The following is a 21,327-nucleotide window of genomic DNA, read 5'->3' as shown; positions in this document are numbered from 1 at the left end:
CGACGTGACGGTCACGGCCGCGGCGGTCGCGGCCACCAGAGCGGTGGCGACGGCGAGCTGACGACGGGTGGGCTTGGGCATGAATCGCACTCCTCGTTGGGTCGGTCGTGCCGGCGCGGCGTCCGGCGTGACCAGATGACCAGTCGCAGGCGAAGAGGAGGTGAACGGACCGTCGAACGTACGTTTCCCGGATACGTCCAATGTCGATCATGAGGCCGGTGTGCCGTGCGCGGGGCCTCCCACGGCTCGGGTCGGGGTGGGCCCGCCGCGCGCACCATACTGAGGGCGTGATCGAGAACCACCACGCCCACGTGGACACCGACGCCATGCTCGACGACCTGCGCACCCTGGTCGAGATCGAGTCCCCCTCGCGGGACCTCGACGCCATCGGCGCGTCCGCCGTCGCCGTCGCCACGGTCATCGAGAAGAGGCTCGGCGGGCAGGCCATGCTGATCGACAGCGCCGCGGGCCCCCACGTCCACTGGAGCGGCGGCGGTTCGCCCCGGGTGCTCGTGCTCGGTCACCACGACACGGTCTTCCCCCTGGGCACCCTGGAACGGCGCCCCTTCCGGGTGGAGGGCGGGCGGGCGTTCGGTCCCGGGGTCTTCGACATGCTCGGCGGGCTCGTCCAGGCCGTCCACGGACTGGCCGCGCTCGACGACCTGAGCGGGGTGGAGATCCTGGTGACGGCGGACGAGGAGGTCGGCTCGGCGGCCTCGCGCGCGCTGATCGAGGAACGGGCCCGGGCCTGCGGCCACGTGCTGGTCTTCGAGGGGGCGGCCGAGGGCGGGGGGCTCAAGACCGCCCGCAAGGGATGCGGGTCGTTCGACGTGCACATCACGGGACGCGCGTCGCACGCCGGTCTGGAGCCCGAGGCCGGCGTCAACGCCCTGGTGGAGGCCGCCCATCAGGTGCTGGCCATCCAGGCGCTGAGCCGCCCCGACCTCGGCACGACGGTGTCCCCCACGGTGGCGTCCGCGGGGACCTCGGACAACGTCATTCCCGCTCAGGCCACGGTGTGGGTCGACGTCCGCGTCGAGTCGGCCGAGGAGAAGGAGCGCGTCGAGGCGGCGTTCGCGGGGCTGACCCCCCGTCTGGAAGGTGCCACCATCACCGTCCACGGAGGCGTGAACCGGCCGCCGCTGCCGGAGTCGGCGTCCCGGACGCTCTTCGCGACGGCACGCGAACTGCTCCCCGGGATCGAGGGCGTGGCGGTCGGCGGCGGCAGCGACGGCAACTTCACGGGCGTGCTGGGCATCCCGACCCTGGACGGTCTGGGGGCCGTGGGCGGCGGCGCCCACGCCGACCACGAGTTCCTGCTCGTCGACTCGATGGCGGAGCGGGCGAACCTGGTCACCGGCCTGGTCGGGGCCATCCGGAACGGTCGGACGGAGTAGCCGTACGCGGCCGGCCGCCACCACCGGATCACCTCTCGTGACCGGGGTCGCGGCGCGAGGAGCCGGGATCACCGGTCCGGGGCGGTCGGCAGGCCCGTCAGGAGGACGGTGAGCGCGCGTTCGAGCGTGGCCGTGAAGGACGCGAACGGGACGTGAGGGTCGGGTCGGCGTCGTGGACCGCGCGGACGTCCGGCTCCGGGTGGCCGTGCGTCCACAGCGAGCCGGCGAGGACGAACGTCATGACGCCCATTTCGGTGGCCCGCTGCTCGTCGAGCCCGGGCAGAACCTGCCGGATGAGCGCCGCCAGGCCGTCGACGGGCAGGCCGCCCGCCTCGCCGAGATCGTCCGCGCCCGGCCCGGACGGCACCCGCCCGGGCCTCCGATGACGGCACACGGCCTGGTCGGCGAAGCCGCCCGTGGGCTCGATGATCTCCGGGTTGGTGCCGTCGGGGTCGTTGAAGTAGGCGGCCTTGGTGCCGAGGGCCGCGTCCGGTGAGGGCCGTTCAGAACGCGATCGAGGCGTCCAGGTCCGAGACCGAGATCCCGACGTGAACACCTCGGGTGAGGTTCATCGGAGTGGCGGCGACAGCCATGAGGCATCCCCCCTCTTTCCGACCCTCGGGGGAGGCATCCACGGCCCGTTCTCCCGAAAGGCCCCCCTTGCCCACCGGCAGGAGCCGCTCCCGGGAGACGACCGGGTCACGGATTCGGCGCGAGCCGCTGCACCGCGACGAGTGCCGCGTCGTCCCCGAGGTGGCCGCCGACGTACGCCCGCAGGTCGCTGCGCAGCATGCCGAGCAGGGCCGACGGGTCCTCGCCCGTCCAGGCGGTGAGCCGCTCCGCCAGCGGATAGAAGGCGCGCGCGTGGTCGCGGGCCTCGACGACTCCGTCCGTGTAGAGCAGCAGCACGTCACCGACGCCGTAGGGGAACTCCTCCACCTCGACGTCGGACGAGAACACGTCCGCGAGCCCCAGCGGAGGGCTCGGGTGGCTCACTTCCAGGGGGATCACCCGGCCGTCCCTGAGGAGCAGGGGCGGCGGATGCCCGCAGTTCACGAGCCGGACCACCGGCTCGTCGTCGGGGACGTCGAGCACCAGGGCCGTGACGAAGGCCTCGTCCCTGTCGTCGGCCGCCGGGTCGGCGTCCGGCGCCGCCCGCGCCATGCCCCCGTCCTCCTCGACCGAGCCGACCCCCGCCTCCAGGTGTCTGACCAGGTCGGGCAGCTCCCGCTCGCGGCGGGCCGTGACCCGGAAGGCGCCCAGGACGAGCGACGCCTCGCTGATGGCGTCGAGGCCCTTGCCCCTGGCATCCCCGATCAGCAGCCGGGTGCCGGATCCCGTACGGGCGGCCGCGTACAGGTCGCCGCCCATCTGCGCCTCCTCCTCGGCCGCCAGGTAGACCGAGGCGATGCGCAGGGGACCCGCCCGTTCGGGAAGCGGGCGCAGGACGACGCTCTGGGCCGCGTGGGCGATGGAGCGCAGACGCGTCACCCTGCCCTCGTCCCGCTCGCGCAGATAGGCGAAGAAGGTCACGATCACCGAGATCAGGACCAGGGCGACGATCTGGTACGTGTGGTTCAGGTCCGTGAAGCTGGTCCGCGCGACCGAGACCACCGATTGCGCGATCACCGCGACCGCGCCCACGAAGGCCGTCATCCGCGGCCCCGCGAAGGAGGCCGTCACGGCGGGCGCGGCGATGAGGAAGGGTCCCAGATGGACGTCGGGGGGAACCAGGACGTCCACCACGGTGACCGCCGCGATCAGCGCGAAGGGCGCGGCGAGCAGCAGCCGCCCGCCGCGCCGCGAGGGACGCGGAAGGGAGACTCGTCGGCGGGGACCCATGGGAAAGGCATACCTCAGGTGACGGGACCTGTCCTGTTGCCACCGGGCCCGGACACCGGAGCGACACCTCGATCCTGCCCGTGCCGCGCAGGGCCCGCCGCGGGTTCGCCGCCCGCGGGTCTCCCCCGCCGCTGCCGCACCGCGCGCCGGGCGATGCGGCCCGCACCCAGTACGAGGGCCGCCGCGAGGCTGCCGAGGAACTCGGGCAGCGCGCCGGCCAGGACGCTCACCGCGCCACCGCCGCGGGCCGCACGGCAGCAGCCGCACGGGCTTGCCGGCGCTTGCCCAGTCGCTTGAGCTTCGTCCGTACGCGCTCCCCGAACGCCGCCGGATCGTCCGCTCCGGCGGTCTCGGCGGCCTGGTACCAGGTCATGCGGCTCGCGGCGTACACCTCGGCGACGGCTCTCTCCGCGGGACTGAGACACCGGAGTACGGCCGCCACCCTGTCCTGCTTCAGGCGGCCGAGGACACCGTCCTCCGGGAGTCGGCGGTCCGGCACGAGGTCCCTGAGGGTCAGCCCCTCCGCGACGGGGTCCTCCAGGAGGCGGAGCCGACGGCCGCGTACCTTCCGCTCCCAGATCGGCTGGAGGTGCAGATGCTCGACGCGGGCGTGCCGTCCGAGGAGTTCCATCACCTCGGCGTCCCCGCTCATGCGTGCCCCGAGGGCGTCGACCCAGTCGCCGAGGAGCGCCGCCTCGACGGCGTCACGCCACAGCTCCGGTCTGGCGAACCCGAGCCGGCACCGGGTGAACTCGTCCACGGTCGCGGTGTCACCCTCGATGGCGGCGTTCCGCGCCACGAGCGCGGCGATGACGGCCTCACGGGCGACCGGCACGGGAAGCGAAGCCGCGTGACCTGCGAGCGCCTTGAGTACGGCCGCGATGAAGTTCACGGGAGAGTGACGGAGGTCCGAGCCTTCCCTCTCGACGTTCCTGGCACGGCTGATCGTCAGCATCACCTGCCCGAAGAACGTCCACGGATCCGGCTCGTCGACGTCCACCGCGTCGTCCTCGACGGCCCGCGCCCTCCACTGCTGAGCGAACCGGCGCAACTGGGAGGCGACCCTGTCCCGGGCCTCCGCGCTCCCCTCGTCGACGGCCGGCTGCTGGATCGCCGCCGCCATCGAGCGGAGCCGCTCGACCACCTTCGAGACCGGCCGAGGCCAGGGCGACGGGCGGAGACCGGTTCCGGCGAACCTGAGCTCCGGCGACGGCACGACCGTCGGCAGCGACCGCACCGGAAACCTCCGGCTGCTGGGGCACGGGGAGATTCCGTCCCGGGGGCAGTCGGGGCACAGGTAGCGGAGGTACGCGTTCCTGGACAGCAGCTGCTCCTGGGCGTACGCGATGAGCCGGATCGTCCGCAGGGCGACCCCCTCGGGTTCCGCCCCCGGCCCGTCGAGCGGGAACACGAAGGGTTCGATCGGCCGGGAGGAGCGGGCCTGCACCTCGCCGTCGGCCAGGAGCCGGAACACCCACCCCGACAGGGCGGCATCCACCTCGTCGAGGGTGGTGGCGCCCCGACCGCCGCCGTCGACGAGGTCCGAGTAGAAGAGGATGGCCATACGTGCTCCTTGCAGGTAGCGATGAGGTTGCTGCCTACGGGCCCGGGACGCGGCCACAACGGCAAACTTTCTCGACGTCCAGTCGGTGACCTGCGTCACACCGCACCCGCCGTACGCCGTCAGCCCTTGGGGCGTTCCGTGATCCAGCGGGCGGCGAGGAGCCCCGAGGCGGCGGTGAGGACGGCGGCGGCGATGACGGTCGCGTTCAGGCCGAGGAGGTCGGCGAGGATGCCGGCGACGAGGGCGCCGGCGGCGTAGCCGATGTCGCGCCAGAAGCGGTAGGTGCCGAGGGCGTTGGCACGCCAGGCGGGGTGCGCGTGGTCCGAGACGGAGGCGATGAGCGCCGGGTAGACCATGGCGGTGCCGAGACCGAGGGCGACGGCGGACAGGACGCCGGCGAGGAGGGGGCGGTCGAGGAGTGCGAGGGCGAGGACGAAGCCGACGGACTGGACGAGCATGCCGGTGACGATGAGGGGTCTGCGGCCGATGCGGTCGGCGAGGTGGCCGGTGGGGATCTGCCCGATGCCCCAGAGAATGGGGTAGAGGCCCTTGATCAGGCCGACGGCGGCGATGCCGAGGCCGTGGTCGGTGAACAGGAGGGGGAAGACGCCCCAGGTGAGGCCGTCGTTGAGGTTGTTGACCAGGCCTGCCTGGCTGGCGCCGCGCAGCGAGCGGTCGCGCCAGGAGGTGCGGGCGAACGTGGCCTTCAGGCCGGTGTCCTCGCCGGTGGGCAGGGGTTCGGCGTGCTGGGCGAGTTCGAGGGCGACGTGGGCGGCGGTGTCGCGGACGACGAGCGAGAGGGCGAGCCCGGCGGCGACGAAGACGACGCCGATGAGTTCGGGGACGGGGCGCAGGCCGTGGGTGGTGGCGAGGTAGCCGGTGAGGAGGGCGGTGGCTCCGACGGCGGTGTAGCCGGCGGCCTCGTTGAGGCCGGTGGCCAGGCCGCGTCGGGCGGGGCCGACGAGGTCGATCTTCATGTTGACGGTCATCGACCAGGTCAGGCCCTGGTTGAGGCCGAGGAGGACGTTGGCGGCGACGATCCAGCCCCACGAGGGCGCGTACGCGAGGGCGAAGGGGACGGGGACGCCGATCAGCCAGCCCGCGAGGAGGAGCTGCTTGCGGCGGAAGCGGGCGGTCAGCGCCCCGGCGGCGAGGTTGGTCAGGGCCTTGGTGAGGCCGAAGGCGATGATGAACGAGAACACGGCGAGGTCGCTGGTCAGGCCGAAGGTCTCGGTGCCGATGAGCGGCACGGTGGTGCGCTCCAGGCCCACCAGGCCGCCGACGCAGACGTTGACGACGACGAGCAGGGTGAACTGGAGCCGGTTCTCGCGCAGGCCGAGGCGGACGGTCGGACGGTCTTCGACGGGGAGTGCGGTCTTCACGGGCGGGTGTCCTCCGGGCCCTGGACGAGCTCCTGGCCGTGGGCGGCGGCGTAGTCGGCGGGTCCGCCGTCGAGGACGGCGATGCCGGTGTGGCCGGCGCGTTCGAGGAGGCTGGCTCCAGTCATGGCGCGCTCGCCGTGACGGCAGGCGACGACGGCGCCGTTCGGGGCGTCGGCGGCGGCACGGTCGAGCGCGCCGAGTTCGACGTGGAGCGCTCCGGGGACGTGCCCGGCGGTGAACTCCGATTCCTGGCGGACGTCGACGTACGGACGGCCGCCGGCCCGTTCGGCGCTGACGAAGTCGGTCGTCGCCTGCTCGTTGCCGTCGGCCAGCCAGGCGGGCATGCCTCCGGCGAGGCGGCCGGCGAGGCGCTCGTACCCGATCTTGTACGCCTGCCAGACGATCTCGCCGAGGTCCTGCCCCTCTCCGGTGACGAAGACGAGCGGCGCGGTGTCGGGCAGGAGCCAGCCGAGCCAGGTGGCGAACTGGCCTCGCAGCGCGATGGAGAGGGAGCCGGGGATGTGGCCGGCGGCGTACTCGACGGCAGGTCGTGCGTCGACGACGTGCCCGCCGGCGGACATGAGGGCGCGGACCTGCTCGGCGGAGAGCTCCGGGAGGAGCGGGGTGCCGGTCAGGACGGCGGGGCCGCGCCGGTTGGTCTCGGCGAGCCGGTCGAAGTAGGCGGGGTACGTGCCGAGGCTCGCGGTGAGCTGCCGTACGAAGGTGTCCTCGTCGGGCGCGGCGAGCAGCGGGTTGGCCTGCTTCTGGGCGCCGATGGTGGAGGTGCGCTCCTTGCCGGGCGGTGCGGAGCAGAAGGAGCCGGTTCCGTGGGTGGGCCAGACGGCGGTCTCGTCCGGGAGCTCGGTCAGCCGGCGCAGGGAGTGGTACTGGGCGCGGGCGAGCTCCTCCGTACGGTCGGCGCCGAGCAGATCGGTGCGGGCGGCGGAGTTCACGATCAGGGAGCCGCCCGTGAAGACCCCGAGCTCCCGGTCGCCGTCGAGCAGCAGGAAGGACAGGTGCTCGTCGGTGTGTCCGGGGGTGGCCAGGGCGCGCAGGGTGAGCCCGCCGAGGTCGACCTCGTCGCCGTCGGCGAGGCCCTGGTGGTCGAAGGCGCGGTGACCGGCTGCGGAGGCCAGTACGGCGGCGCCGTGGTCGTGGCCGAGCTGGAGGGCGCCGGAGAGGAAGTCGGCGTGCAGGTGCGTGTCGGCCGCGTAGGCGACGGTCAGCCCGCGCTCGCGGGCGGCGGTGTGCAGGGCGCGCAGGTCACGGCCGGCGTCGACGGCGAGGGCGCGGCCGTCTCCGAGGTCGACGAGGTAGGCGCTGTTGCCGAGCCCGTGGTCGACCAGCGGAATCAGGTGATCGTCGGCGAAACCCATCGTGCCGTCCTTCCGAAGATGCAGTGCGGGGCGGGGAGCGTCACCGCGGGGCTTCAGTTACAGTAATCCATGGATATGTGGAGGATGCAATGCGAGACGCCACCAGGAGCGGCGGCAAGGCCGCTCTCTACAACGCGTTCGCGGCCAGCGGCAAGGCGCTGGCCAGCGGAAAGCGTCTGGAACTGCTTGATCTGCTCGCCCAGGGCGAGCGCACCGTCGACGCGCTGGCGAAGGCCTCCGGGCTCAACCTGACGACCGCGTCGGCCCATCTGCAGACCCTCAAGCAGGCCGGTTTCGTCGCCACCCGCCGCGAGGGCGTACGGATCCACTACCGGCTCGCGGGCGACGACGTCGGCCGGCTCTTCGCCCTGCTGCGCAAGGTCGCCGACCGCCACCAGTCGGCCGTACCCGCCGCCCGGGACGCCTACCTCGGCGAGGACGGCGCCGTCGAGGTCACCCACGAGGAGCTGCTCGACCGGGTCGCGGCCGACGGCGTCGTGGTGCTCGACGTCCGGCCGGTGGAGGAGTACCGCGCGGGGCACATCCCCGGCGCGCTCTGCATCCCCGTCGCCGAGCTGGCCGACCGCATCGGCGAGCTGCCCGAGGAGGCCGAGGTCGTCGTCTACTGCCGCGGCGAGTACTGCGCGCTCGCCCACGACGCCGTACGGCTCCTCACCGATCACGGCCGCCGGGCGATCCGGCTCGCCGACGGCATGCTCGAATGGCGCCTCGCCGACCGCCCCGTACGCACCGGAGACGCGGCGTGACCGTCCCCGCGCCGGGCCTCACCGTCGACGGCACCGGCCTGCTCTGCGTCACGCTCCTCCTGCGCCTGCGCAAGGAGATCGACGGCATCGAGCCGGGCACCGTCGTCCACGTCGTCGCCACCGACCCGGCCGCGCCCCTCGACCTGCCCGCCTGGTGCCACATGACCGGCCACGAGTACCTCGGCCGCGTCCCCGGCGCCGGCTCCCCGGCCTTCGCCCTGCGCCTCACCGCAGACGTCCTCCCCACCAGGTCCGACGCCCCGTGGCACAGGGACGGAGCCTGACGCGCCGCCGGATCGCCCGCTACGCGGAGCCGCCCGGGGGCAGCAGGCGCTCGACGAACCAGACGAGGCCGATGACGCCCACGGCGGCGGCCGCGCCGATGTGGGCGAGCGCCGACCAGGAGCGGCGGCGCGCGAGCAGGATCAGCGGGAACGCCGCCAGGACGATGGCGAGCTGACCGAGTTCGATGCCGATGTTGAAGCTCAGGAGCGAGACGAGCAGCCGGCCGCTGAACTCGTCGGTGAAGTCCAGGGCCCCGGCGAAACCGAGACCGTGCAGCAGGCCGAATCCGAAGACGACGAGGACCCGCTGCCGCGACTCGCCCCGCGTGATGTTCTCCACGGCGACGTACACGATCGACAGGGCGATGAGGGGTTCGACGATCTCGGTGGGGACGTCGACCCAGCCGAGCACGGCCAGCGCGAGCGTCACGCTGTGCGCGAGCGTGAAGCTGGTCGCGAGGCGGACGACGCTGCGCCAACCTTGCGCGCCGAGCAGCAGGAGCACCAGGAACAGGACGTGGTCGGCGCCGCCCAGGATGTGTCCAGGCCCAGTGACACGAACCGGCCGGTCGACGCCCACGAGAGGTCCGGACCATCGGAGGGCGGGGCGCCGCGGCCCGCGGCGTGGACGACCAGGCGGCCTGGCTGGACGGCTCCACCCTCGCGTACGCCCAGCAGCACGACGACGGCACGAAGGACCTCTGGTCCGTCCCCGCCGACGGCTCCGGAAAGCCCCGGCTGCTGCTGCGGAACGCCCACTCCCCCGCGGCGCTCGGCTGACCCGGCGGGCCGGCGAACCGTACTGGCCGAAAACCGTTTGCCGGGTCTTTGCCCGGCAGGCGGTTCGTCCCTTCCTGAACCCTTGCGTCCGGGGATCGAAAGCCTCTATAAGGATCCATGTAGGCATCGGTTGGGATGGCCGGAACGGCATCCATGCCACCGACCAGGGGGACCCTCCACTTCCCGCCGGCAGCACCGTGCGCGCACGCGTACCGACGGAGAACGTGAGGCCATGACCGACAACGACGCCTTTCGCGATGCCATGACCCGTCTGGCCGTCGATCCCGCGTTCGCGGAGCAACTCGACGGCAGCCCCGACGAGGTGGCACGAAGACTCGGTCTGACGCCCGAGCAGATCGCCGGGCTGCGGCGGCTCCGCGTGGAGTCGGGCACGGCCGAGGGGCCGACCGCCCTCGACGCGCGGCTGTCCAAGTCGTCGCTGTTCTTCGGCAACGCGGCCCACGCCCTCGCCGCCCACGACGTGCCCGTCGAGACGGGCCCGCACGACGCGGCGGACGCCCTGGGCGACTCCCGCGACCTGGCCGGACAGCTCGACGCGACGGCGTCCGACCTCACGGGCCTGATCGGCGACGCCCTCACCGGCGTACCCGCCGGCGACGACGGCTCCCTCCTCGGCGACCTCGGAGGGTTCGGCGACGCGGGCGAGCCGGGGGACATGGGCGGCCTGGGCGATGCAGGCGGCTTCGGCGGCTTCGGGGGCGCCGGGGACCTCGGGGACGCTGGAGGCTTCGGGGACTTCGGCTCCTTCGGTGACGGCGATACGGGCTTCGGCGAGGCCGGACTCGGCGGCCACGAAGGCGGCTTCGGCGACGGGCTCGGCGGAGGGTTCGGCGACGGCTTCGGGGGCGGCCACGAAGGCGGGCTCGGCGACGGCTTCGGCAGTGGTGCCGGGGACGGGTTCGAGGGCGGCCTCGGCGGTGGACTCGGAGACGGGCTCGGCGACGGCTTCGGCGGAGGGTTCGGCGACGGGTTCGAGGGGGGCCACGGCGGCGGGTTCGGCGGAGAGTTCGGCGGCCACGGCGATGGATTCCACGGGGGCGGTGCCGAGGGCTTCGGGCACGGCGGCATCTACGCGGAGGGCGACGACGGCGGCTCCGGGGGCGGCGAAGGCGGTGGAGGCGACTCCGGCGGCGGGGGCGGCGAAGGCAGCAGCAGCGAGAACGGCCGCCGACCCGGCGGTGGCGGCACCGGCGGCGGAGATGGCGGAGGCGACGGAGGCGGAGGTGGCGACGGCAGCAGCAGTGAGAACGGCCGCCGACCCGGCGGTGGCGGATCCGGCGGCGGAGATGGCGGAGGCGACGGAGGCGGAGGTGGCGACGGCAGCAGCAGTGAGAACGGCCGTCGGCCCGGCGGTGGCGGATCCGGCGGCGGAGATGGCGGAGGCGGCGGCGGAGGCGACGGAGGCGGGGGCGAAGGCGGCGGCAGCGGAGGCGAGGGCAGCAGCGAGAACGGGCGCCGACCCGGCGGTGGCGGCACCGGCGGAGGAGGCGAAGGCGGCGGAGACGGAGGCTCCGGAGGCAGCAGCGAGAACGGCCGTCGGCCCAGCGGTGGCGGTGGGCGCAACGAGACCCCCGCTCCCGACTCCGACGGCGCCCGCGGCGGGCTGTTCCGTCCCGGGCTCGACCGGATCGGCGACAGTCACCTGCACGCCGCAGGGCCCGGTCACGACGCGCTCGGCGGCCCGGCCGGCGGTTCCTTCGCCACGGGTTCCTGAGGCGCCGGGCCCACGACCATGCTCTGCCATGCCTGTCGCGTGCACGTGCGTCGCGACTTCCCGTACTGCCTGCGCTGCGGCACCCTGCGCCGCGGCGCGGCACCGACGTCGTTCGCCGCGCCCCGGCTGCGCGGTCTCGACGACCCCGACCTGCTCGTCCCGCTGACGGACGAGGTCACGACGCTGGGCCGCGGCGCGGACAGCGACGTCGTCCTGGCGGACGGCAGTGTGTCGCGCCGTCATGCCCGTATCGTCCGTGACGCGTCGGGCTTCCGGGTCGAGGACCTGGACTCGTTCAACGGCACGGCCGTCGCGGGGGCGACCCTGCACGGCGGTTCGGCGCGTCTGGACGACGGCGCCGAACTGTCCGTCGGCGACGTCCGGATGGTGTTCGAGCAGCCGCGTGACGCGCGGATCGGCTCGCGGACCGTCATGGTCGGCACCCAGCTCACCGAGCTGCCGGCCGGTGCCGTGACCGAGCCGGACGCGCCGGAGGCGCACGGCCCGCTCACCGCGCGGCCGCGCCGCCGCGGCGGGTGGGCGCTGAAGCAGGTGCCGACGAGCGGCCGCGCGGAACCGTACTGGGTGCTGAGCAACACGCGGACCGGCGGGTACCTCCGGCTCGACGAGCGCGAGGTGTTCCTGTGGAACACCCTGGACGGCGACGCCACCGTGCGGGACCTGCTCTTCGCGTACGCGGACCGTTTCGGCGAGCTGGCGCTGCCGCGGATCGAGGCCGCCCTCGCGGCGTTCGCGGGCGCCGGGCTGCTGCGCGGTCTGCCGGGGCAGCGGGAGGAGAAGGCGGTGTCCGGGCCGCGCCGGGTGTGGCGGGCGGTGTACCGGGCGCTCCTGAAGCTGGAGGTGTCCGTCCCGGGCCTCGACGGGGTCGTGTCCCGGTTGTACGCGGGCGGTGGCTGGCGGTTCTTCACCCGTACCGGAGTGGCGCTGGTCTGGCTGTCGCTGCTCGGCGGTCTGGTGGTGTTCTTCGCGGTGGCGCAGGGCCGGCAGCATCTCCTCGACTTCGGCGGGTCCGGCGTCCGGGGCCCGGTCGCGCTGGCCGTCGGCTACGTCTCGGCGCTCGTGGTGCACGAACTCGCTCACGCCCTCGCGGTGAAGTCGTACGGACGCAAGGTCCGGCGCGGCGGCTTCATGCTGATGATGGGGATGCCGTTCGCGTTCGTGGACACGAGCGACATGTGGTTCGGCACCCGCTGGTCGCGGGTCGTGGTGGCGCTGTCCGGGCCGGTGTCGACGGCCGCCCTGGCGGGCTGGTGCGCCGTGGGTGCGGCCTTCCTGCCGGTGGGGCCGGTCTCGGCCGTGCTGTTCCACCTGGCCTTCGGCCTGTATCTGAACACGCTGTACAACTTCAATCCGCTGATGCCGCTGGACGGTTACCAGGCGCTCACCGACGCGCTGCGGGTGCCGCGGCTGCGGGAGGAGGCGAGCGCGTACTTCCGCAAGGGGCTGTGGCGGGACCTGCGGGCGGGCCGCCGCCCGGGGCCGCGGCAGACCGGCATGGCCGCGTACGGCCTGGCGGTGGTCGTCGGGACGTACGGCTTCCTGGTCCTGGCGCTGCTGGCCTGGCGGTCCCGGCTCGGGGAGTGGCTGGACGGCCGGGTGCCGTCGCCGTGGGACACGGTGATCGTGGCGGTGGTCGTGGCCCTGGTGGCGTTCCCTGTGTGGGCGGCGCCGGTGCGGTGGCTGGTACGGGTGGTGAAGCGGCGTCGCGCGGCGGCGGGTGACGGCCGGGCGCGCCCGGCGGACGGGGCGGCCGTGGACGGCGCGCCCCTGGAGGGGACGGCATGAGCGACGCACGCGGGGCTGACGCCGGCTGGACGGTTCCCGGCTACGAGGCCGTGCGGACGCTCGGCCGGGGCGCCGGCGGGCGGGTCGTCCTGGCGCGGCACGAGGCGACGGGCGTGCCCGTGGCCGTCAAGTACCTGAGCGAACGGCTGCACGGCGACCGGGACTTCCTGGCCCGGTTCCGCGCCGAGGCGCGGCTGCTCGGCGAGCTGCGGCACCCGTGCGTGGTGCGGCTCTACGAGTACGTGGAGGCCCGGCGGGGTGCGGCGATCGTCATGGAGGCGGTCGACGGGGTGGCCCTGCGCGCGCTGCTGCGCGAGCACGGGTCCACGGGCCCCGAGGCGGCGCTCGTGCTGCTCAAGGGCTCGCTGCTCGGGCTCGGCGCGGCCCACGCGGCCGGGGTGGTGCACCGCGACTACAAGCCGGAGAACGTGCTGGTGCGCGCGGACGGTTCGAGCGCCCTCGCCGACTTCGGCATCGCCGTGCGCGCGGGCCGCGAGACGGAGGCCGCGGGCACTCCGGCGTACATGGCTCCCGAGCAGTGGGACGGCGAGCCGGCGACCCCGGCGGGCGACGTGTACGCGGCGACGGCCGTGTTCTACGAGTGCCTCACCGGCCGGCAGCCGTTCGTCGCCGACGACCTCATCGCGCTGCGGCTCCAGCACCTCCGGGCCCCGGTCGAAGTGGCCGACGTGCCCGAGCCGGTGCGCGATCTGGTGCGTACGGGTCTGGCGAAGGACCCGGCGGACCGGCCCGGCATCGACGCGTTGCTCGCCGGACTCGAACGCGCCGCCACGGACGGCTACGGCGCGGACTGGGAGGAGCGCGGACGCCGCGGGCTCGGCCGGCTCGCTGCCCTGCTCGCCCTGCTGTTCCCGTTCGGTACGACGGCGGCGGTGTACGAGGCGACACCGGCGTTGACGGTCCTGGGCCGTCTGAAGGGCCTCCTCGGGAGGACGCTGGTCGGAGCGGCCGTCCTTGCCGTGGTCGCGGCCGGCGCGGCGACGGTGGCGACGGCCGGAACGGCCGACGACACGACGACGACCGCGGCGAACTCCGTTCCGTCAGGGACTTCCGCGTCCGGTGTCCCGGCCCCGTCCTCGTCGTCCCTTCCGCCCTCGGACTCCCCTGCGCCGAGCGGTTCGCCGTCCGGCAGTGCCTCGGCCGAACCGACCCCGAGCGACTCGGCGACGGCGCCGGCCACGGACGGCACGCCCACCACGGCCGCACCCGGTCCGGGCCCCACGGCCACCACCCCGGCTCCCAGCGGCACCGCCCCGACCACGCCGGCCCCGACCACCACGACGCCGGAGGCGCCGACGGCGGGCACCGTCACGATCGTCATCGGCTCCCTGCGCCGCGGTCCGGGCAGCACGCTGATCGCCGACGTGACCGTCGACACCACCGGCACCGGCCCGCTGACGCTCACCGCGGACTTCTACGTCGATTCGCCCGCGGAGTCGTACGGCTCGCAGTCCCGTCAGCTGTCGGGCAGCACGCAGTACTCCGTGACCTTCCAGGGCGACTTCGCGAACCACCCGTGCCGGGGCACCTGGACCATCGCCGTCAGCAGCAGCCCGCAGTCCACGGGCGGAACGCGGACGGCCTCCGCCGACGCACCGCCGTGCTGAGCGACCACCGAGGAGAACGAGGCACGATGAGCACACCGCCGACGCCGCCGACGTCCTCGGCACCCGCCACGGTCGCCGGGCGCGCCCTGTCGGACTGGTCGCGGGAGGGCCGGTTCGGGACCTGGTACGCGTTGGGGCCCGCCGACGCCGGCGAACCGCCGCTCGGCGTCCTGCGGATCCACCGCGCCCTGCTCACGCCGAGCGGTGCGCAAGAGCGCCTCACGGCCGCGGTCCGTTCCGTGGCGAAGCTGCGGCTGCCGGGCGTGCCGGCCACCGTCGACCTGGTGCGGGAGGCCGGGGACGTGTGGCTGATCGTGGCGCGCCCACCGGTCCGTACGGTCGCCGACCTGCTCGCCACGGGCGCGCCCGGCCTCGACGAGGGCAGCGCGGCGAGCGTGCTCAACGAGACCGCGCAGACGCTGATCGCCCTCCACGCGGCCGGCCTCGCCCACGGTTCGCTCGCCCCCGACCGCGTGCTCCTCGCGCCGGACGGCACGGCGCTGCTCACCGAGGCGGCGCTGGCCACCGCGTCGGCCGAGTCCGACGCCTCCCCGCAGGACGCCGACGTCACGGCGTGGGCGGCGCTCGCCCGTACCCTCGGCACGGCCTGGGCGGCGCCGGGCACACCTGCGGCCGAGCTGTTCGCCCGCTGCTCCGTCACGGCCGAGTCCGACGGCCTCGCCGCCGCCCGTACGACACTCGCCTCGGGGCGTACGGCGCTGCCCCGTGACTTCCTGCGCAGGACGGCCCTGCGGACGGCGGCGGCCGCCGCGCTGGCGGAACTGGCCCCCTCGGAGACGACGCGATCGGTGGAGGACACCGCGGCGGAAGCCCCTGCCCACGTCGCTTCAGACGCGCAGGACACCGTCCTCGGCAAGCGCCATCGGACCGCCCCCGCCACCCCGCTCACGCCCACACTCGACGGCGGCGAGGAAGCCGACGAGATCGTGCTCCGCTTCGGCCCCGGTGTCCCGCGCTCCGAGGAGGAGGCCCTGCGCGCCCTGTGGGAGGCCCCCGCGCCCGCGCCCACCCCCGTACGCCGACGGCGCCGCCGGGCCGGCCGGCTCGCCGCCGCCGGGGCGCTCGCGGCGGTGGCGGTCGTGCTGTGGCTGCTGCTGCGGCCGACGACGGGCCCGGCGGTGACGGCGGTCCGGGTCACCGCCCCGCCGCAGCGGTTGACGTGCGGCGGGACCGCCGACGTGACCGGTGTGGTGACGACGGACGGCCACGCCGGCCCGTTCAAGTACCGCTGGCTGCGCAGCGACGGGCAGCGGTCCGAGGTGCTGACCCGTACCGCCCGGGGCGGCGAGCACGAGGTGCCCGTGCACCTGCGCTGGACCGTCCGCGGCCCGGGCCGTTTCCAGGGCACCGCCCACCTCCAGGTGCTGCGCCCGGGCACGCCCCCGCTCGAAGCGGAGGCGGCCTTCACGTACGCGTGCGCGGGGTGAAGGGCACGGCGGTGGCATGCCCGTCGCACCGCCGTGTGGGTGAACGTCGTCCGCCGAACGGAGGGGCGACCGCATAGGTCCCGGCTGCGGTTCTACGGCGCCGACGTCCGTATGATCATGTGTCGAATCCGGGGTGCTGACGGCGACGTGCGTCTCGGCCTTCGTCGACGCGTCCTGGGAGTACACGACGTTCGTCGTGCCGCTCGTCGTGCCCGCGCCGTCGGCCTCGGTCTCGCGAACGGCCCCTCCTCCGTCGCCACCGCGTGCGTCACGAAGGAGCAGGTCGGAGCCGCCTCCGGCATCTCGAACATGGGCCGTTACGTCGGCTCGGCGGTCCTCACCGCCGTCACCGCGGCCCTCTTAGGCTCGGTCTGCACTCGCCACCACGCGAGTGGCACCGCGACGGCGGACGCCCTCGCCGCCGGGTTCTCGCGCGCGGCCATCGGCCTCGCCCCCTTCTGCGCGTTCGGCGTCGTCCTGGCCCTCCTGGCCGGCCGCTTCCGCCCTTCGGGGCCGCCGACGGCCGCACACCACGCCGCGGCGGCGGCCGCGAGCTCGCACACGGTTCCGACCAGCCCCGTGAACGGAGCATCGGACCGGCCGCCCGGCACGGCTCGTTGAATCCGCGCGGTACGGGGGAGCTGTCCGGGGTGCGGCTCTGGGGTGAGGACGGGTGCTCGCGGACGCGTCAGGTCAGAAGGGAGCGCCAGCGGTCGGCCGACTGCTGCATGTCCTCGACGACCCGCTCCAGGAACGTCCCGGCCCTGGCCAGCCGTTGCGCCACGGAAGAGTCGGGTCCGAGCGTCTCGGCCGCCGCCCTCGCGGACCGTGCCGATGCGAGGGTCTGCCGGGCGCTGACCGCGATCGAGTGGTACCAGGCCTCGTCGTCGACGACGTAGACGTCGCGCCGGCGCTGCGGATCGCGCTCGCGCCGGACGTATCCGTGCTGGACGAGGGAGTTCACGGCCACGGAGACGGAGGCCGGGCTGACCTTCAGCCTGCGGGTCAGCTCGGCCGCCGTACGTCTGCCGTCCTCGGACAGCAGCAGGTCGACGTGCACGCGCGCCGTCATCCTCGGCATCCCCGACCCGACGGCCAGCTCGACGATCTCCGACTCCACCGCGCCGACCGGCCGTTCGACCGCCCGTGGGGGTGCCGGCGTGCCGCGCCGCGCCCGCTGGACCGTCGCATGATGGGCCTCCTGAGGCCGGTAGCCGCCGGGGCCGCCGTTGCGCCCGACCTCCCGGCTGATCGTCGAGGTCGACCGGTCGACCCGCCTCGCGATCTCGGCGTAGGAGAGACCGGCGGCGAGTCCGACCGCGATGCGTTCGCGGTCCTGCTGGGTCAGTCGTCCTCCTGGCATGTCGCGAGTATTGCCTTCGCCGCCATTCATTGCAACGTGCCGTTGCATTCGGCTTCAGCGTCATTGCATCAATTCCTCCTGGCCCACCTGCAAGAACGCACTCATTCGATTGACGTCACTGTGAATGCAACGTAGCTTTCAAGCAGCTTCAAACACGTCATATCGCGAGAAGAGGACGGACCATGAGCGACTCCCTCCACACCGTCACGGCACTGCCGACGGAGCGTCGGACCGGCTGCCCCTTCGACCCGCCGGCCGAGCTGATCGACGCCCGCCGGCACGGCCCCCTCAGCGGCTTCACGCACCCGGGTGGAAAACCAGGCTGGTTGATCACCGGGTACGACATGGTGCGATCGGTCCTGGCCGACCCGAGGTTCAGCTCGCGCAAGGACCTCATGAACGTCGTCGACTTCCAGCTCCCTCCGGCGCCGCCCGGCGAGTTCCTCCTCATGGACGAGCCGGAGCACAGCCGCTACCGGAAGCCCCTGGTCGGCAAGTTCACCGTGCGGCGGATGCGGATGCTCACCGAGCGGATCGAGCAGATCACCGCCGACTGCCTGGACGTCATGGAGGAGACCGGGCCGCCCACGGACCTGGTGACCGCCTTCGCCAAGCCCATCCCCACCATCGTGATCTGCGAGATCCTGGGCGTGCCCTACGCGGACCGGGCGTCCTTCCAGGAGCAGATCGACACGTTCATGGGCGGGGAGGTCGGCGACGAGGAGCTGATCGCGGCGTACACGGCGACGCAGGAGTACCTCGCGCAGCTGGTGGCCGCCAAGCGCGCCCACCCCACCGACGACGTCCTCAGCGAACTGACCGACAGCGACCTGACCGACGAGGAGCTGCGGGGAATCAGCCTCATCCTCCTGGCGGCCGGATTCGACACCACCGCGAACATGCTGTCCCTCGGCACCTTCGCCCTTCTGCAGAACCCGGACCAACTGGCCGCACTGCGCGCCGATCCCTCGCTCACCGACGGGGCCGTGGAGGAACTGCTGCGGTATCTGAGCGTCGCGAAGACCTTCCACAGGACGGCCCTCGAGGACGTCGAGCTGGACGGCCACACCATCAAGGCCGGCACGACGGTCGTCCTCTCGTACAGCACCGCCAACCGCGACCCCGACCGCTTCGCGGACCCGCACACGCTGGACCTCGGCAGGCAGGCCGCCGGCCACCTGGCCTTCAGCCACGGCATCCACCAGTGCCTCGGCCAGCAGCTGGCCCGCGTCGAGATGCGGGTCGCGTTCCGCGCGTTGGTCGACCGCTTCCCCACGCTGCGCCTGGCCGTACCGGCGGCGGAGGTCCGCCTGCGCCCGGAGACCGCGGACATCTTCGGCGTGAAGAGCCTCCCGGTCACCTGGGACTCGAAGTGAGCGCGCCGCGCCTGAGCGCGAACCGCGAGCGCTGCATCGGCGCCGGGATGTGCGCGATGACCGCCCCCGACGTCTTCGACCAGGACCCGGACGACGGCCTCGTACTCCTCCTGCACACCGAACCGCCCGCCGCCCACCGCGCGGCCGCACGGATGGCCGTCGGCGTCTGCCCCTCCGGGGCGATCACCTTCCACGAGCCGGAGTCCGGCGGTTCCTAGCCTCCGGCGGCAACCACATCCGGGGCCGCGGGCCGCGGGCCGTGGGCCGTGGGCCGTCCACAGGCCGATGTCCCGCACCCGGAGGTCTTCCAGGGTCTCCCGGCGCACCAGGACCCGGGCGCGAGCTCGCAGAGAGGGTGAGCCACCGCCTGCAAGGCCTGGCCGCCTGCGCGCCGCACGGTTCGGGGCGTGGCCTAGAGTGCGCTTGTGCCGTCGTACAGCATTGGGCAGGCCGCGCAGCTGCTCGGAGTGAGTTCGGAGACCGTTCGCCGGTGGGCGGACGGTGGCAAGCTCGCCATGGAGCGGGACGGGACCGGCAAGCGGGTGATCGAGGGGACGGCTCTGGCCCGCTTCGCGCAGGAGCGGGGCGCCGGGCTCCATGCCGTTCCGGAGGACGACGTGCCCACCTCCGTCCGGAACTCCTTCGTGGGGATCGTCACGGGGGTACGGGTGGACGACGTCGCCGCGCAGGTGGAGGTCCAGTCGGGCCCGCACCGGCTGGTCTCGCTGGTGACGCGGGAGGCCGTGGAGGAGTTGGGCCTCGACGTCGGGGTCACGGTGACCGCCCGGGTGAAGTCCACGAGCGTGCACATCGACCTGCCCTGACCGCGTCCGGCGCGCGGACCGTCAGTGGCAGAGCAGTGCCGCGCGCAGGTCCACCTTGTGGTCGAGCCGTGACAGGTCCCGGCCGGTGAGGGCCTCGATGCGTTCGATGCGGTAGTGGACCGTGTTGACGTGGACGTGGAGGGCCTCTGCCGTCCTCGCCCACGAGCAGTCGTGCGCCAGGAAGACCTCCAAGGTCTCCAGGAGCATCGTGCCCGACCCTCGGCCGGCGCCGAGGAGCGGTCCCAGGACCGTCTCCCGGTAGACGTTCCGCACGTCGACGGGGATGCCGGCCATCAGCTTGCCCAGCCCGTCGAGGTCCCCGAGTCCGGCGACGCGCGACGGCGCCCCCGCACGTACGGCCTCCAGGGCGTAACGGGCCTGGGTCAGCGCGGTGTTCAGCCCCTCGGGGCCGGCGGCAGGCCCGCTCACACCCGCGTGCAGGGTGTCGTCCGGGCTGCAGGCGTGGATCAGCGGCCATACGTCATCCAGCCGAGCCCGCACTCCCGAGGCCGCGTCCCCGGCGTGTGCGACCACCGCCATCGCCTCACCACCGAGGCCGCCGGCGACTGCGAACGCCACGGAGGGGACGTGACGCAGCGCCTCCGTGAGTGCGGCGAGGGCTCCGGACTCCCCGGATGCCTCCGAGGCCGCGACGACCACGGTGTACGCGTCCCTGCCGCCGAGGCCACAGGACGCCAGTGCGCTCCGGACGCGGTGGGCGTCGAAGCGCAGGGCAGCCACGGCGTCCACGAGTTCCGCGAGAGCCGCGCCGGTCGCCGCCCGCTTCCGGTCCTCCCGGCGCCGGCGACGGCCGAGGAGCTCGGCTATCTCCTGGAGGACCCGCGGGGGCACCCGGCCCGCCTCGGGCAGGTGCAGGTGCCAGGTGTCGTAGGCGGTACCGCCGTCGGCTTCGACCCGTATCGTCGTACCGTGCCCGCCGCGTACGAGTTCCGCGGCCCGCCCGGCGGGCAGTTCCGCCCGTGCGGCACTCGTCCTGGCGACCGTACGGCCGCTGCTCGTCAGCAAGTGGCAGGCCGGTGTGCCGAGATGAGCGAACGCCCGGGCCAGCAGCTCACCCGCCGTCTCGCCGTTCTCCAGGGCACGATCGAGGTCCAGGCGGACGTTCTCCGGCAACGCGAAGTGGTCCGTGGGCCGTCGGCTGAGCTCGCTCCACTGCCGGAGGTAGACCGCTTCGGTGATCGCCCGGAAGGTCGTGTGCGCCGGTACCGCGATCAGGGCGACGCGATGCGCGCGGCACGCCTCGGCCAGCTCCCGCGGCACCTCCCCGTGGGTCTCCTCCCCCGCGAGGAGCGCCACCGCTCCCGCCTCGCGCAGAGCGGAGACGAAGCGCTCGGTCTTGCCCGGATCGCCGTCCCGGCTCCACCACACGAGTCCGCTGAGGACGATCTCCCCCGGCTGCAGAAACCGCGCCGGATCCCCCAGATCCGTCGCCGTCACGCCGCCGATCTCCTGGCCGAGCAGCGCCTCGTCACCCCACACGAGGGAGAGGCCCAGACGGTCGAGACGGAGGAGATGGCCGACGTGCATGAGAGGCTCCTAGCGCGGTCGCGGGACGGGCCCGCCCTCACATTCACGAGGCGAATGCGAGAGAAGCCATCGTAGATGCCCGGTCGAAAGCGCAAAACAGCTCTTGGTTGATCCTCCAGGACATGATCCTGCGCGGTGGAGGTTTTCCAGCTTCCCGTCCAGTCGTTCCGCCGCTCTCCCCCGGCTTCACTGGCCTGAAGACATCGG

At 73.7% G+C, this 21,327-nt stretch carries 20 protein-coding genes; 12 read left to right on the top strand and 8 right to left on the bottom strand.

What is annotated here, in order from left to right; all coding sequences use genetic code 11:
- Positions 1-326: 326 nt before the first annotated feature.
- Positions 327-1,397: a M20 family metallopeptidase gene (locus tag ACFYX3_RS32325; RefSeq protein WP_389021021.1), complete on the top strand. Its 1,071-nt coding sequence runs from the start codon at positions 327-329 to the stop codon at positions 1,395-1,397.
- A gap of 97 nt (positions 1,398-1,494) precedes the next feature.
- On the opposite strand, the gene ACFYX3_RS32320 is transcribed toward ACFYX3_RS32325, so the two are convergent.
- The 5 genes from ACFYX3_RS32320 to ACFYX3_RS32300 all read right to left on the bottom strand — a co-directional run bounded on the left by ACFYX3_RS32320 (position 1,495) and on the right by ACFYX3_RS32300 (position 7,561).
- On the bottom strand, positions 1,495-1,953 hold the full coding sequence (locus tag ACFYX3_RS32320) for a hypothetical protein (RefSeq protein WP_389020999.1): 459 nt from the start codon (positions 1,951-1,953) through the stop codon (positions 1,495-1,497).
- 143 nt (positions 1,954-2,096) lie between these two features.
- A complete protein-coding gene (locus tag ACFYX3_RS32315) occupies positions 2,097-3,239 on the bottom strand; it encodes a PP2C family protein-serine/threonine phosphatase (RefSeq protein WP_389020995.1) in 1,143 nt (380 codons plus the stop codon).
- Positions 3,240-3,465: 226 nt separating this feature from the next.
- Complete coding sequence (locus ACFYX3_RS32310) at positions 3,466-4,803, bottom strand: hypothetical protein (RefSeq protein ID WP_389020992.1); 1,338 nt, start codon at positions 4,801-4,803, stop codon at positions 3,466-3,468.
- A gap of 119 nt (positions 4,804-4,922) precedes the next feature.
- Positions 4,923-6,185 carry an MFS transporter gene (locus tag ACFYX3_RS32305; RefSeq protein WP_389020989.1) on the bottom strand — a complete coding sequence of 421 codons (1,263 nt, stop codon included), beginning with the start codon at positions 6,183-6,185 and terminating at the stop codon, positions 4,923-4,925.
- Complete coding sequence (locus tag ACFYX3_RS32300; RefSeq protein ID WP_389020985.1) at positions 6,182-7,561, bottom strand: rhodanese-like domain-containing protein; 1,380 nt, start codon at positions 7,559-7,561, stop codon at positions 6,182-6,184. The genes ACFYX3_RS32305 and ACFYX3_RS32300 overlap by 4 nt, the downstream gene beginning before the upstream one ends.
- A gap of 89 nt (positions 7,562-7,650) precedes the next feature.
- On the opposite strand from ACFYX3_RS32300, the gene ACFYX3_RS32295 reads away from it, so the two are divergent.
- On the top strand, positions 7,651-8,328 hold the full coding sequence (locus ACFYX3_RS32295) for an ArsR/SmtB family transcription factor (RefSeq protein WP_389020982.1): 678 nt from the start codon (positions 7,651-7,653) through the stop codon (positions 8,326-8,328).
- On the top strand, positions 8,325-8,612 hold the full coding sequence (locus ACFYX3_RS32290) for a sulfurtransferase TusA family protein (protein WP_389020979.1): 288 nt from the start codon (positions 8,325-8,327) through the stop codon (positions 8,610-8,612). The genes ACFYX3_RS32295 and ACFYX3_RS32290 overlap by 4 nt, the downstream gene beginning before the upstream one ends.
- A 19-nt stretch (positions 8,613-8,631) precedes the next feature.
- Here ACFYX3_RS32290 and ACFYX3_RS32285 read toward each other — a convergent pair whose 3' ends face one another.
- On the bottom strand, positions 8,632-9,192 hold the full coding sequence (locus tag ACFYX3_RS32285) for a HupE/UreJ family protein (protein ID WP_389020976.1): 561 nt from the start codon (positions 9,190-9,192) through the stop codon (positions 8,632-8,634).
- 44 nt (positions 9,193-9,236) lie between these two features.
- Here ACFYX3_RS32285 and ACFYX3_RS32280 point away from each other — a divergent pair, with 44 nt between their 5' ends.
- From ACFYX3_RS32280 to ACFYX3_RS32255, 6 genes are all read left to right on the top strand, one after another.
- Positions 9,237-9,392 carry a hypothetical protein gene (locus tag ACFYX3_RS32280; RefSeq protein ID WP_389020973.1) on the top strand — a complete coding sequence of 52 codons (156 nt, stop codon included), beginning with the start codon at positions 9,237-9,239 and terminating at the stop codon, positions 9,390-9,392.
- Positions 9,393-9,624: 232 nt separating this feature from the next.
- Complete coding sequence (locus tag ACFYX3_RS32275; protein ID WP_389020970.1) at positions 9,625-11,127, top strand: hypothetical protein; 1,503 nt, start codon at positions 9,625-9,627, stop codon at positions 11,125-11,127.
- Between the two features lie 39 nt (positions 11,128-11,166).
- Positions 11,167-12,933: an FHA domain-containing protein gene (locus ACFYX3_RS32270; RefSeq protein ID WP_389020967.1), complete on the top strand. Its 1,767-nt coding sequence runs from the start codon at positions 11,167-11,169 to the stop codon at positions 12,931-12,933.
- Complete coding sequence (locus ACFYX3_RS32265; protein WP_389020964.1) at positions 12,930-14,561, top strand: serine/threonine-protein kinase; 1,632 nt, start codon at positions 12,930-12,932, stop codon at positions 14,559-14,561. Before ACFYX3_RS32270 ends, ACFYX3_RS32265 begins: the two co-directional genes overlap by 4 nt.
- A gap of 26 nt (positions 14,562-14,587) precedes the next feature.
- Positions 14,588-16,009, top strand: a complete 1,422-nt coding sequence (locus ACFYX3_RS32260) for a hypothetical protein (RefSeq protein ID WP_389020961.1) — start codon at positions 14,588-14,590, stop codon at positions 16,007-16,009.
- Between the two features lie 147 nt (positions 16,010-16,156).
- Positions 16,157-16,630, top strand: coding sequence for a hypothetical protein (locus ACFYX3_RS32255; protein WP_389020958.1), 474 nt, complete (start codon positions 16,157-16,159; stop codon positions 16,628-16,630).
- Between the two features lie 67 nt (positions 16,631-16,697).
- Here the strand turns inward: ACFYX3_RS32255 and ACFYX3_RS32250 are convergent, their stop codons facing one another.
- Positions 16,698-17,372, bottom strand: coding sequence for a helix-turn-helix domain-containing protein (locus ACFYX3_RS32250; protein ID WP_389020955.1), 675 nt, complete (start codon positions 17,370-17,372; stop codon positions 16,698-16,700).
- Positions 17,373-17,554: 182 nt separating this feature from the next.
- On the opposite strand from ACFYX3_RS32250, the gene ACFYX3_RS32245 reads away from it, so the two are divergent.
- From ACFYX3_RS32245 to ACFYX3_RS32235, 3 genes are all read left to right on the top strand, one after another.
- Complete coding sequence (locus tag ACFYX3_RS32245; protein WP_389020952.1) at positions 17,555-18,748, top strand: cytochrome P450; 1,194 nt, start codon at positions 17,555-17,557, stop codon at positions 18,746-18,748.
- Complete coding sequence (locus ACFYX3_RS32240) at positions 18,745-18,966, top strand: ferredoxin (RefSeq protein WP_389020949.1); 222 nt, start codon at positions 18,745-18,747, stop codon at positions 18,964-18,966. The genes ACFYX3_RS32245 and ACFYX3_RS32240 overlap by 4 nt, the downstream gene beginning before the upstream one ends.
- Positions 18,967-19,173: 207 nt before the next feature.
- Positions 19,174-19,572, top strand: coding sequence for a molybdopterin-binding protein (locus ACFYX3_RS32235; protein ID WP_389020946.1), 399 nt, complete (start codon positions 19,174-19,176; stop codon positions 19,570-19,572).
- Positions 19,573-19,593: 21 nt separating this feature from the next.
- Here ACFYX3_RS32235 and ACFYX3_RS32230 read toward each other — a convergent pair whose 3' ends face one another.
- A complete protein-coding gene (locus tag ACFYX3_RS32230; RefSeq protein WP_389020943.1) occupies positions 19,594-21,120 on the bottom strand; it encodes a PucR family transcriptional regulator in 1,527 nt (508 codons plus the stop codon).
- Positions 21,121-21,327 lie beyond the last annotated feature (207 nt).

Source organism: Streptomyces sp. NPDC002463 (assembly GCF_042889835.1).
Lineage (GTDB): Bacteria > Actinomycetota > Actinomycetes > Streptomycetales > Streptomycetaceae > Streptomyces > Streptomyces nymphaeiformis.
Note: the sequence above shows the minus strand (reverse complement) of the source record. Positions and strands in the feature narration are given on the sequence as shown.

Bases quoted from the DNA above. Each gene is read 5' to 3' on its own strand.
- ACFYX3_RS32250 (WP_389020955.1), bottom strand. From the start codon at position 17,372: ATGCCAGGAGGACGACTGACCCAGCAGGACCGCGAACGCATCGCGGTC.
- ACFYX3_RS32245 (WP_389020952.1), top strand. From the start codon at position 17,555: ATGAGCGACTCCCTCCACACCGTCACGGCACTGCCGACGGAGCGTCGG.
- ACFYX3_RS32265 (WP_389020964.1), top strand. From the start codon at position 12,930: ATGAGCGACGCACGCGGGGCTGACGCCGGCTGGACGGTTCCCGGCTAC.
- ACFYX3_RS32295 (WP_389020982.1), top strand. From the start codon at position 7,651: ATGCGAGACGCCACCAGGAGCGGCGGCAAGGCCGCTCTCTACAACGCG.
- ACFYX3_RS32300 (WP_389020985.1), bottom strand. From the start codon at position 7,561: ATGGGTTTCGCCGACGATCACCTGATTCCGCTGGTCGACCACGGGCTC.
- ACFYX3_RS32260 (WP_389020961.1), top strand. From the start codon at position 14,588: ATGAGCACACCGCCGACGCCGCCGACGTCCTCGGCACCCGCCACGGTC.
- ACFYX3_RS32310 (WP_389020992.1), bottom strand. From the start codon at position 4,803: ATGGCCATCCTCTTCTACTCGGACCTCGTCGACGGCGGCGGTCGGGGC.
- ACFYX3_RS32230 (WP_389020943.1), bottom strand. From the start codon at position 21,120: ATGCACGTCGGCCATCTCCTCCGTCTCGACCGTCTGGGCCTCTCCCTC.
- ACFYX3_RS32315 (WP_389020995.1), bottom strand. From the start codon at position 3,239: ATGGGTCCCCGCCGACGAGTCTCCCTTCCGCGTCCCTCGCGGCGCGGC.
- ACFYX3_RS32275 (WP_389020970.1), top strand. From the start codon at position 9,625: ATGACCGACAACGACGCCTTTCGCGATGCCATGACCCGTCTGGCCGTC.
- ACFYX3_RS32325 (WP_389021021.1), top strand. From the start codon at position 327: ATGCTCGACGACCTGCGCACCCTGGTCGAGATCGAGTCCCCCTCGCGG.